This is a genomic window from Methylobacterium sp. PvR107 (genome assembly GCF_017833295.1).
Lineage (GTDB): Bacteria > Pseudomonadota > Alphaproteobacteria > Rhizobiales > Beijerinckiaceae > Methylobacterium.
On sequence record NZ_JAFIBW010000001.1, the window covers coordinates 493,056 to 504,498 of the forward strand.

Annotated in this window: 7 protein-coding genes and 4 pseudogenes; 7 read left to right on the forward strand and 4 right to left on the reverse strand. The window is 59.8% G+C overall.

Features of this window, described 5'->3' with window-relative positions; genetic code table 11:
* Positions 1-32: 32 nt before the first annotated feature.
* Together JOE48_RS02175 and JOE48_RS02180 are read left to right on the forward strand one after the other, a co-directional pair.
* A pseudogene (locus JOE48_RS02175) lies at positions 33-116 on the forward strand (IS5/IS1182 family transposase); the annotation flags it as partial.
* A 528-nt stretch (positions 117-644) separates the two neighbouring features.
* Positions 645-986, forward strand: a complete 342-nt coding sequence (locus JOE48_RS02180; protein WP_245252688.1) for a hypothetical protein — start codon at positions 645-647, stop codon at positions 984-986.
* Between the two features lie 392 nt (positions 987-1,378).
* Here JOE48_RS02180 and JOE48_RS30755 read toward each other — a convergent pair whose 3' ends face one another.
* Entirely contained in the window at positions 1,379-1,513 is a 135-nt protein-coding gene (locus tag JOE48_RS30755; RefSeq protein ID WP_312893045.1) for a hypothetical protein, read from the reverse strand.
* A gap of 977 nt (positions 1,514-2,490) precedes the next feature.
* Between JOE48_RS30755 and istA the strand changes: the two genes are divergently transcribed.
* Positions 2,491-3,975: an IS21 family transposase gene (gene istA / locus JOE48_RS02185; RefSeq protein WP_409518549.1), complete on the forward strand. Its 1,485-nt coding sequence runs from the start codon at positions 2,491-2,493 to the stop codon at positions 3,973-3,975.
* Positions 3,972-4,796 (forward strand): IS21-like element helper ATPase IstB, encoded by an 825-nt coding sequence (gene istB, locus JOE48_RS02190; RefSeq protein ID WP_053611553.1) that lies wholly within the window; start codon positions 3,972-3,974, stop codon positions 4,794-4,796. The genes istA and istB overlap by 4 nt, the downstream gene beginning before the upstream one ends.
* A 129-nt stretch (positions 4,797-4,925) precedes the next feature.
* On the opposite strand, the pseudogene JOE48_RS02195 reads toward istB, so the two are convergent.
* Positions 4,926-5,647 (reverse strand): annotated as a pseudogene (locus JOE48_RS02195) (IS3 family transposase); the annotation flags it as partial.
* A gap of 63 nt (positions 5,648-5,710) precedes the next feature.
* Between JOE48_RS02195 and JOE48_RS02200 the strand changes: the two are divergent.
* Positions 5,711-5,821 (forward strand): annotated as a pseudogene (locus tag JOE48_RS02200) (IS481 family transposase); the annotation flags it as partial.
* 24 nt (positions 5,822-5,845) lie between these two features.
* Here the strand turns inward: JOE48_RS02200 and JOE48_RS02205 are convergent.
* Positions 5,846-6,071: pseudogene (locus tag JOE48_RS02205) on the reverse strand (IS3 family transposase); the annotation flags it as partial.
* A 751-nt stretch (positions 6,072-6,822) separates the two neighbouring features.
* On the opposite strand from JOE48_RS02205, the gene JOE48_RS02210 reads away from it, so the two are divergent.
* Positions 6,823-9,744, forward strand: a complete 2,922-nt coding sequence (locus JOE48_RS02210; RefSeq protein ID WP_210026715.1) for a hypothetical protein — start codon at positions 6,823-6,825, stop codon at positions 9,742-9,744.
* Between the two features lie 618 nt (positions 9,745-10,362).
* A complete protein-coding gene (locus JOE48_RS02215) occupies positions 10,363-11,094 on the forward strand; it encodes a hypothetical protein (protein WP_210026717.1) in 732 nt (243 codons plus the stop codon).
* A gap of 40 nt (positions 11,095-11,134) precedes the next feature.
* On the opposite strand, the gene JOE48_RS02220 is transcribed toward JOE48_RS02215, so the two are convergent.
* Complete coding sequence (locus tag JOE48_RS02220; protein ID WP_210026719.1) at positions 11,135-11,341, reverse strand: hypothetical protein; 207 nt, start codon at positions 11,339-11,341, stop codon at positions 11,135-11,137.
* Positions 11,342-11,443: the final 102 nt, after the last annotated feature.

The window sequence follows — 11,443 nt, forward strand, 5'->3', positions numbered from 1 at the left end:
CAGCCCGGTGAGGGGCGGGCCATCCATAAAGGGGGGCGCAGGCCCAGGCCATCGGCCCGTCGCGCGGCGGCCAGACCACCAAGATCCACGCACTCACCGATTTGCTCGGCCGCCCCTGAAAGGATGCGACGGTAGACGAGATCTGCCGGAAGATCAGCGAGTCCGAGTTGGCGGGTTGGTTCAAGCGCACGCAAGAACCTGCCGTGCCGGCGAGCCCGGCGAGCTTCGTGATCTGCCAACGAATGGGGATCTGCTAGGCCTAGCCCGAGCGCATGATGCCGCGCTGAGGCTTATGAAAAGGCCAAAGCGTTGAACCGACGGGGCCGAAAGTGCGCTCGCCTTCGCCTCAATTTTCTCACAGGACTGGGGAGCGTCTGATCTCACCAGCGATGACGGGGCCCTATGAGGCCATCTCGTCCAGCCTGAATCCCGCGCAGGACAGCATCGGCCGTCTACGCTTGGCGAACCCGGGATGGAGGATTGTCGGCGCCGGTCATTTGGCAGGGCAGGCGCTGAATGTGCAGCCCTCCCGCGGCGGGATCGCATGACAGCCCAAAGGCTAAGACCGCGTACGAGATGCCGCCGCGACTGTGCTATCAGCCCTGAACGCCACTGCCCAAATCGGACCGATCAACATGCGTACTATGCTGCTCGCGGCCTCGCTGCTGCTGCTTCCAGCCCCTGCTTCGGCGCTGTGCCGCTGTACGTGCATCCAGGGCGAGATGAAGCCAATCTGCCAGCCGACCGACGTCATGGTACCGATCTGCCAAGGCCTGTGTGAGACACAGATCCGGCCAGAGCGCGTCATCGTTCCTTTAGCTGGCGGCAAGCAGGTGTTTGAGCCGGCTCAGTCGACAAACCCCTCACCCGGCGGCCTCGTCTCGCCGGATACGGACCTCAACTCTAACCCGAACGGAACGCAGCTGGGCACCCCGAGCCAGCTCTCCGGCAGCGTAGGTTCGAGCCTTTCGGCTGGTAGTCGCTGATCACGAAAAAGGCCCGCGCCGGCGAGCTGGGCGACCTGCAGGCCGCGGGCAACAAGGCTGGCTGGCGCAGGCCCGACTCCAACGTCGGCATGGTGCAAACATGTCTCCGGGCGGTGCTTGCTGACGCTGCAGCCGCCCCACGGCTTGGGGGCCTCAGGTCCCGGGATTCGAGATTGGCAACCGGACGGCGCCGAAGAAGGCACCCGGCTGACCGGAACCGCGCCTCTGGTCGCGGGTCTACCAAGCACTCATGGCGAGACCCAACCTTCAACCGCCCGGCTACGGCCGCGGCGGTTTTTTCGTGCGCGACCGTCTGCTATCACGTGCCATCGGCAGCTTGGACGGCCGCCGCACCTTCAGCCCCGCCGGCACCGCCGCGCGGGGCTTTTTCGTCAGGCCGCAGTGACCCGGCGGTAGCTCGCTGCGAACGCCTCGGCGTCCTCATGCGTCAGATCAGTGACCACCAGGCCCGGCGCGTAGACCGTCCTGCGCCCGTCTGTGTCCTCGGATATGCGGATATCGACCACGGTGCCCCTCCCTGTACTTCGAGAGGAAGGCAGTGCCCGACTGACGGTTTCCTGAATGAGATTAGTGCCGTTTGAGCGACGGGAAGTGCGGGTCGAAAGTCTCGGTGCGCACGCGGTCAGACACCTCTTTCGTCCGCTGCCGCGCTGGGAAGTGCGGATCATAGAGGTCAGATCGCGCCTCACCCGGAACAGGCTTTGCGGCCTTTCCGTCGGCCCGTTCAGTCGCTGTGCTCATCGCCTGCAATCCGACATTGTCCGGCCGTGTTATAGGCATGCTACGGGTGAGAGGCTGTTGCCCTTAGGCCATAGGCGATCGGTAATGAAGTTTAGGCCGCCCGGTCCGCCGGTGCGGGCCTTTTCGTCTTGCGAAACCGAACACTCTGTCGAGCAACGGATCGATAACCCCAATGCTTCAGGGCTTCTGTAGCGATCGGCCGATGGTCGAGCGCCGGAATAGCAGCTCCGTGGCCGTTTCACACGGTCAGTCACGATGCGGCCTCGCCGGCGCAATCACACAGACTCGAGCGAGGCTGAGGACATCGCAGTCTCCCATCCGAAACCTCTCAGATAGGAACCTCAACCTGCAACTGTAATGTTAGTTGTGTGGTTGCGGAACGTCGTTGGGATGCGGCGCGTTGGGCCATCAAAGCCTATGCGTGGCGGTTCGACGGTGTGCGCCGCCGTGCTGCTAGGAGGGCCCGCTGATGCTCGCTATCCATCCTCAGGCCCGCACAACCCCAGCCGTGCGCGCCGAGTGCAGCGCGGCAATCAGGATGAGACCAGCGCGTCAATCAAGATGAGAGGAACCGCCGATCTGATGACGCAAGGAGGGCAGAGCCCGACCGGAGGCATCGGATCGGCGTCGGCGTGACCTTCAGGGGCACGTCGTCTGGTGATCGCGGCCACCGGGCCAGCTGCGGGTCGTCCTCAGTTTGAGGAGCCTGCCCGTGCCCGGCCGCCACGTGACCGATCACCAGATGAGGCTCTTCATGCAGTTCCGTCAGAGCGACAGCGTCGCTGCGGCCGCCGCCAAGGCCGCCTTCAGTCCCGCCACCGGCCATCGCATTGCCGCCGATCCGCGTCTGCCCTCGGCTAAGAAGACCCCGCGCGGACGGCGTCGGCCCGATCCCCTCGCCGAGGTGTTCGAGGCCGAGATCGTGCCATTGCTCGAAGCCGCGCCCGGCCTGAGGCCGGTGGCCGTCTTCGAGGAGATCCTGCGCCGTCATCCCGATCTCGGTGAAGGGGTCCGACGGACACTGGAGCGGCGTATCCGGGCTTGGCGCGCCGTGCACGGAGCCGACCAGGACGTCATCTTTCGTCAGACCCACGAGCCCGGGCGGATGGGACTGTCGGACTTTACCGACATGGCCGATCTCGGCGTCAGCATCGCTGGGCTGCGCCTCGACCATCGGCTCTACCACTTCCGGCTCGCCTACTCCGGCTTCGAGCACGCCCACGTCGTGCTCGGCGGCGAGAGCTTCGTGGCGCTCGCCGAAGGGCTGCAGAATGCCCTCTGGTCTCTCGGCGGCGTGCCGCGCGAGCACCGCACCGACAGCCTCTCGGCCGCCTTCCGCAACCTCGACGAGGCCGCCCAGGAGGATCTCACCCGCCGCTACGAGGCCCTGTGCGCCCACTACGGCATGACGCCCACCCGCAACAACGCCGGCCTCGCCCACGAGAACGGTTCGGTGGAGGGCCCGCACGGCCACCTCAAGCGGGCCCTCGCCGATGCGCTCCTGCTGCGCACCAGCACCAACTTCCCCGACCTGACCGCCTACCGCACCTTCGTCGACGAGCTCGTCGGACGCCGCAACGCCCGCCAAGCTAAGCGCATCGACAGCGAGCGGGCTGTCCTGGCGCGGCTGCCCGAGCGGCGCTCGTGCGACTACGAGCAGGTCAGCGTGCGCGTCTCCTCGGCCGGCGGGTTCCGCCTGCGCAAGGTGTTCTACACCGTGCCCTCGCGCCTGATCGGCCACACCCTGCGCGTGCGCCTCTACGACGACCGCCTCGACGTCTTCGTCGGCGGATCCCACCTCTTCACCCTGCCGCGGGGGCGGGCTCATCCGGACGGACGGCACGATCAGGTCGTCGACTACCACCACGTCATCCACGCCCTCCGGCGCAAGCCGATGGCGCTGCTCAACCTCGTCTACCGCGACCGGCTCTTCCCGCGGGCACCCTACCGGCACGCCTTTGAGTCCCTGCGCGCCGCGCTTCCGGAACGGCAGGCCTGCCGCATCGCCGTCGATTTACTTGCGCTGGCCCATGACCGCGGCTGCGAGGCCGAACTCGCCGAATGCCTGGCCGTCGAACTGGCCGCCAAGCGCCTGCCCGATCTAGCCGTCCTGCGTGCCCGCTTCGCACCCGATCCGGCTACCATCCCTCACGTCAACGTCGCCCTCGGCTCGCTGGCGAGCTACGAGAGCCTCCTCGACGGCGTCACGACGGGAGGGGCGGCATGAAGGCCCTGGCCCGCACCACCACCGCGGTCGACACCGCCCGGCTCGGGATCATGCTCGGTGAGCTGCGCCTGCCGACCATCAAGACCGTCTGGCCCCGCTTTGCCGAACAGGCCGACAAGGAGGGCTGGCCTGCCGCCCGCTTCCTCGCGGCGCTGGCCGAGCACGAGTTGGCCGAGCGCGACAGACGACGCATCGAGCGTCATCTCGCCGAGGCGCGCCTGCCACCCGGCAAGACGCTCGATGGCTTCGACTTCGCCGCCGTGCCGATGCTCTCGAAGGCTCAGGTCATGGCGGTCGCCGCCGGCGACGCTTGGCTGGCGCAGGGGGCCAACCTGCTCCTGTTCGGTCCACCTGGCGGTGGGAAGAGCCATCTCGCCGCCGCGATCGGGCTCGCTCTCGTCGAGGCCGGCTTCAAGGTGCTGTTCACCCGCACCACCGACCTCGTCCAGAAGCTGCAGGTCGCCCGGCGCGACCTCGGCCTGGAGGCGGCCATCGGCCGGCTCGACCGCTTCGACCTGCTGATCCTCGACGACCTCGCCTACGTCACCAAGGACCAAGCCGAAACGAGCGTGCTGTTCGAGCTGATCAGCGCCCGCTACGAGCGCCGCTCCCTGATGATCACCGCCAACCAGCCCTTCGGCGAGTGGGGTCGGATCTTCCCCGATCCGGCCATGACGCTCGCTGCCGTCGACCGGCTGGTGCACCATGCCACCATCTTCGAGATGAACGTCGAGAGCTACCGGCGTCGCACGGCCCTGGATCGGAAACGCGGTCCTGGTCGACCGCCAACTCGCGCGACAATCAAAACTGCCGATGCGTGACGCTCCGCGACACGAACCTGACCCGACGCCACCTTGCGCCGGTCGATCGACCCGCTCATCATCAACCCGCCGCGACACCGGTCACTCATCCTGATTGTCGCTGACATCTCATCCAGATCGCCGCGCTACAGCCAGCCAGACCGTGCCAGGCCGCGCGGCCGAGAAGTCCTGCTTCAGGAGGTTTGGGGCGATCGGGAGCTCGTGGCGGCTGTCGGTCGTGCAGGGCCGGAATCAACGCCTCGCCAGGGCACGGATGCCATGCCGGTGCATGAGACGCTCCACCCGCCCGCGGCTGACGGAACGGCCCTCGGCCCGCAGGGCGGCATGCACGCGCGGGGAGCCGTAGCGCCGGTGATGAGCGGCATGGATGCGCCGGACATCGTCCAGGAGCTGGCGGTTGGAGGCCGAGCGGGCGCTCTCTGGCCGTGACCGCCAGCCATGAAACCCGCTGGGGGAGACTTTGAGCACGCGGCACATGAGACGCACCGGCCAGGTCCGCGCATGCTGCTCGATGAAGGCGAAGGTCACTTGGGCATCTCCGCGAAGATGCCGATGGCTTTTTTTAGCACGTCGCGCTCCGTGCGCGTGCGGTCGAGCTCACGCCGCAGACGGGCGATCTCGGCGGCCTGATCGGACGGGGACGCGACCGGGCTCGGTGGCGCAATCCCTCTCGATCCTGACGGCCACGGCCGGGGTGAAGCCCCATTCAGCGTGGCGCGCCACTGCCGCAACATCGAGGGCTGGATCCCGAGCTCGGCCGCGACCTGCATCTGCGGTCGGCCGCTGCTCTCCAGCAGGGCGACCGCTTCGCGTTTGAACTCGGGTGTGAACTCTCGTCTCGTCTTCGCCATCCAACACCTTCCCCGCTCAGCATGAGCGTATCAGAGGTGTCCGCGACGCCCAGGGAGAATCACAAGACCCTGCGCGGCCTCACTCCCTACGAGTTCATCTGCCAGACCTGGACGAAAGAGCCAGAACGCTTCAGGCTCGATTCGTCACACCACATGCCGGGACCAAACATCTAAGCGGGAGATGGTAGCCACGACCTACTCGCATTTGATGCCCTGGTCGACCGCGATCGCCGAAGCCTCGCGCGTGAACGCATCGACGACCGTCAGGACCCGGAGGCGGCGGCCATCGAATAGCGCGTCAGAGGCGAAGTCCATCGACCAGCGCTCGATCGCGGAGCGCGGCGGGCTGACGTTCACGGTGTGCCGGGCTGACGTGCCGGCGCGGCCGCTTGAGCCGCAGGCTCAAGCCCTCGTCCCGATAGACAACATCAAGGCTCTCCTGCTCAGAAAGCTAACGAGGCCCCGCCTCAACCCTGTCCGCCGCTATGGCTTCGCGACTTATACCGCGCGAAGCGTTCCGCCTCGAAGCGGTGGCACCTAAGCCACAGATTCTCTGCTGCAGTACGCCTATAAGGAAAAGGCGACAACGCGGGATCAACGGCGATGAACATAGCCCCGAATGGACAGGCGGCATCAACCCAAATAGCGCGTCGCGACCATCCCCGAGTGTGAGTCAGTGGAATGTTAAATTTCCTAACAGGTAAACTAGGTGTTCAGGATCGATCTTCGGGACTCCGGCCTACAAATCGTCGAGGTCAAGAGGCACGTTGTGATGGCTCGCCGGGCAGCAGCAGATAAGGGTTAAGCTTTAGTTCGCTTGACGCGCTCTCAGGTCGATTTTCGAACTCAAGATCGTGTCGGCGTGTGTCCAACGGCCAACTAGCTAAGCCATAAGGCAATCAGAGGATGCGCCACCTGATCTTATCAGGCGCTCAAGCTAACGCCACATCAGATAAAGATGAATCTATCATCAGCAGCCAATTTCATCCCGGAACCCACACTTTGAACCGACAAATCCACTAAATAAACGGAAAGCGAAAAGCTCATCCCGAAGTCTAAGGCAACGCACTCGAACATTGATTGAGAATCAATGAAATACGATGTTAAATAGGACCAATCTTATGAGGTAAGTCAGTATCACGAAGCACTTATATTTAACGCGAGAGGCCAATGACGTGACCGTATTACTGATAACAGACATCCCACCTTGCACAAATTATACCGCCGGGCTCGTAACTCTACAGATGTGCCGCGCATTTCAACCCGGCCAACTTGCAGCCTTTATCGTTATGAACCCGGCCTTAACACCAGAAATACCACCGGACCTTCTCTGGCTACCAATCAAGACAGTCAAAAAGCCAAATGAATTCGGCGATCCGAAATTTCTTCGCATTCATTTGGGCGAATTTGGCAAGACTTTAAATGAGACGAAAAAGCGCTTGATCGATTCCAGACGTATCGTTCAGGAAGCTGTGCAGTTCGGCAAATCCCACAACATCTCGCAAGTGTGGGCCATACTGCAAGGGCAAACTATGGTCCGTCTTGCAAGACGTGCCTCTCAGAAGCTGGGCGTTCCATTTACTGTGCAAATCTGGGACCCCTTATCCTGGTGGCACTCTGCTCACAAAGTCGACGCGCTAAGCGCTCATCTCGATCAACGAGAGTTCTGGAAGTCACTTTCAGCCAGCAAAACCATCATCACTGCATCCGCCGCAATGACAAAGCACGTAAGAGAGCGGCTTCCAGACAGTAACGCAACGGCTGTAATCGCTTCAGTTGACCATTCAACGGTATTTTCACCACCGCCGTCCCGAGGCACCTCCGAACCTGTCACACTCGGAATGGCAGGCCAGTTTTATGCGGCCGATGCCTGGCAATCCTTATGCGCTGCACTCGAGTCAAATAATTGGACCCTCGGCGAACGCAAAGTCCGCCTCCTCATCCTTGGTTCCGCACCACCACCCGGAAACATTCCCCCTGAATATGTTGACTACCGTGGATGGCTTCCGCAAACGGAGGTGATCGCCACCCTCTCCAAAAATTGCGACATCTTGTATTGCCCGTACCCGTTCTCAGCAGAGATGTCGGAAGTGACGCGCTTTAGCTTTCCATCTAAGCTCGTTACGTACATGGCTGCAGGTCGACCGATCTTATTTCACGGCCCTGAAAATGCCTCAGTCTATAATTATTTGTCCCAAAACCGATGCGGGTTTACTTGTCCGTCTTTAAAAGGCGACGTTGTTTTAGATGCAATTGAGTCCATTGTAAAATCTCCATTGCTTGCTCGACTTGTTGCTCAGTATGCGCAAGAAACATTAATAAGGGAATTCACCCTCGACGTTCAATCCTCAGCTGTGAAAAGAATTTTTAATATCGACGATGGCGCCGAGCCTAACTCAGAATTCAGAGATATCGAGGCGGAAGACGATCTACCGGCAGGTCCGCACTTAACGGCGCGCTATTTTGATCCGTCCTACTACGGGTCTCTATGCTCCGCACGAGGCATCGATCCCGGTGATGACGTCTTTCAGCATTATCTCACTGAGGGATGGCGTATGGGGCTTGATCCCAATCCATGGTTTTCAATCTGGTATTACCGTTCGCAAGTTCCTTGCGAACGGTTCGATAACGTTGACCCGCTCGCTCATTATCTTAGTTCTGGCTGGAAGAGCCACCTCGACCCAAATCAATTATTTTCAACCAAGTTTTATCTCCGCCAGCACAGCGACGTCGCCGAGCTCGGAGTCGAACCGATGGGTCATTACCTTGAGCATGGATGGAAAGAGCAGCGGGCAATAAGTCCATTATTCTCACCATCCAAATATGTGGAACTGAACCCAGATCTTCGAGGTGACAGTGACCCTCTCATTTACCAACTCACGAAAGGCTGGAGAGAGGGCCGACCAGCGTCAGTGTATTTTTCCGGTCGAGATTACTTGAAGGAGCATACGGATATCGAGGGAATGGATATGGACCCGCTGGCCCATTATCTCAGGCTGGGGTGGAAAGAGGGGCGTAAGACGGCTGGGATATTCGACGACGACTATTATAAGGACCAGATTAGTCAAAGGCGGGTCTTGCAGACCGCTCCGCTTCTGGACTACCTCGAACGTGGTTGGAGCGAGATGTTAGATCCGACGCCTTGGTTCAATACATTCTATTATCTAAATCGATATCGAGATGTCTGGACTTCAAAGATCGAGCCGCTTGAACATTATCTCCGTTTGGGCTGGCGCGATGGCCGTGACCCCAACTCGGTCTTCTCGACTTCATTCTATCTTCAACGAAATCCTGATCTCGCGTTGCGGAATATCGAGCCTGTTGGCCATTACCTGACCGCTGGTGCGTCTAAGAATCAGGATCCAAGTCCTCTGTTTCCTGTCTCGCTTTATCTAGAACGATACGGGAATCTCTTAAAAGACGACACGAATCCCCTCATTGATTACCTTTCACAAGGATGGCGCGAAGGAAGGTCGCCAAACGCATACTTCTCCGTTAGACGTTACTTGACTGAAAATCCCGATGTGCGGCAAAGCGATGTTGAGCCTTTCGCTCATTATTTGCTCTTTGGGTGGAAGGAGGGCCGAGAGATTGGCGAGAACTTTTCATCTTCGTGGTATTTGAGCGACAATCCAGATCTGGCCGGTGCTGAAGTGGCGCCGCTCGTCTATCACCTTTGTGAAGGCTGGCGAGAGGGCCGCAACCCAAACGCTTTCTTCTCGACCCGCTATTATCTAGATACGTGTCGTGATGCGGCCGAGACGGAGAAGGATCCTTTCTCGCACTACGTCGCGGTTGGCTGGCGAAATGGCTGCCGCCCGAATGAGAAAGCTCCCGCAGGACCTGGCTTATACGACGACAGCGTTCGGAATTACGAGGATTACGTAGATTGGCTCGAGGTGGAGCGTGAAGACAGATCCGACGCTCTCTTGCGATTTGTTGAACACCTAACAAGCGTCGTGGTCGAGAGCATACATTCGGAGATCGTTCGGGCTGATCGGGCGGGGCAAATCTCGGACCCGTACTTCGGGATTCTACACGAGGTCAATAAAACAATCTATATGTGGCTCAAAGTTCAACTCCAACAAGACTCGTGAAATTCAGAATTCGGCGCTCAACTTTCCAGTCCTTTCTATTTGGCCTGTTCGTTCCACGTTTTATACAGATGGTTGATCGTGATCGGCCGCTCTTGACCGGCGGCCGCAATTCTCCACTTATAATGCATTTATAGTTCATTCGCTGACGTAGCTTCACACCAGCTCGTGTGGATGCATATTAGGTACGGCTAATCCGGCCGCCTGCCACGTGTGCGTGCGCCTACGTTGGTCTTCCCTTCTTAGTTGATGCACAGGATGATGGCCCTTACTGAAGCAACGTCGTGAACGTGGCAATAATCTAATAAGGCTGTTATACACGCATGAGCCCGCGAATCGGATCGAATTCTAAAGCCGATGCGGATCTTCTCGCACGCCGTTCGAAAAAATGTCCCTCACAATTATTGTCGCTGGCGAAGTCTAAGCGCGCGTTCCCGGTTTGGTTGCACTCCTGGGCCGTTATGTTAATAGACCTAGTTGGATAGTGGCTGGTCAATGATCTGTTCGATCTTGTCAAAGGCACAAGCGAACGTGTCGCACCCATTCCAAACACTCCGACGCTAATTTAGCAGGATTGGGCTGTACGAAGCAACCAGTTCGTCTCATCATGGAGGCACTTTGATGCACGACGCGTATGGTATAGGGGCCGCATTGATGTCTAGGTGGCCAGACCTTCCCGAGGCCGAGCGAAGTGACATCATTAAGTCGTTGGAAAATATGGTTCCTGTATGCGACGGCCTTCCAGATTGGTGGCGGTCTCGGAGAAACGTTGTTCTCGCCCATCCGAGCGTTGCATTACCGACAATTCAGGATCATCCTGGAATAGAGCCGCCTGAGGGCGCGATTATCATTCTTGGCGAAAACGTAGTGATAAATTCCTCAATTATAATTTGGGGAAGTAAGCCGCTGATTTATATAGGCAGCCATTCACATATCGGTTCCGGTGGAAGCTTAAATTGTGGCGGCGAGTCTTCGATCATTATTCATGGCAGGTTGAATGCAGGATGGGCTCCGAATCTAAACGCGCGCAATGGCGGAAGAATTTATATAGGTCAAAATGCTCTTTGGTCGAGTCAAATTGTAATCTACACGGATGATATGCATGCGATCCTCGATGCGCAAACAAGAAGGCGCATTAATCCGTTTGGTGGCCAAGTATTCGTTGATGATCATGTTTGGCTCGGATTGCAGGTTCTTCTTCTTCCTGGCACATGCATTGGTAAGGACGCGGTTGTCGGCGCTCGTTCTACCGTCAACTGTGCCATTCCGGCCGGATCAATTTGCGTCGGGTCGCCGGCCCGTGTAGTTAGATCCGGCATCACCTGGTCACACGAGGATATAGCAGGAAGCTGACTATGTCTGTCAGCCTTAGAGCCTGTTTGAGCGTGTGATCCTAGGACGGATTGTTGAGGGCGCCGGCGGACATGACGCTGGCGACGCAGGCGAGACGTCCGGTCGCGACATCGAGGCGGCCGGCGCGCTCGCGCAGTAGGCCTCCCCAGTGGCTGAACCAGCGGAAGGTTCGCTCCACGAGCCAGCGCCGCTCCAGCACGACAAAGCCCTTCTGGTCCGGCTGCTTCTCGACGACGCGGTGACGCATGCCATGGAGGTTACACCAGTCTTGACAGCGCTCGGCCCGTGAAGGCGCCGTCGAGGATGGCCAAGCGCAGGCTGGGCCACTGCTCCTTGCCGTCATTGAGGG

What these genes read in the sequence shown, in the direction of transcription:
- istA (WP_409518549.1), top strand. Translation starts at nt 2,491, where the DNA reads ATGAGGCTCTTCATGCAGTTCCGTCAGAGCGACAGCGTCGCTGCGGCC.
- JOE48_RS02215 (WP_210026717.1), top strand. Translation starts at nt 10,363, where the DNA reads ATGCACGACGCGTATGGTATAGGGGCCGCATTGATGTCTAGGTGGCCA.
- JOE48_RS02220 (WP_210026719.1), bottom strand. Translation starts at nt 11,341, where the DNA reads ATGCGTCACCGCGTCGTCGAGAAGCAGCCGGACCAGAAGGGCTTTGTC.
- JOE48_RS02180 (WP_245252688.1), top strand. Translation starts at nt 645, where the DNA reads ATGCTGCTCGCGGCCTCGCTGCTGCTGCTTCCAGCCCCTGCTTCGGCG.
- istB (WP_053611553.1), top strand. Translation starts at nt 3,972, where the DNA reads ATGAAGGCCCTGGCCCGCACCACCACCGCGGTCGACACCGCCCGGCTC.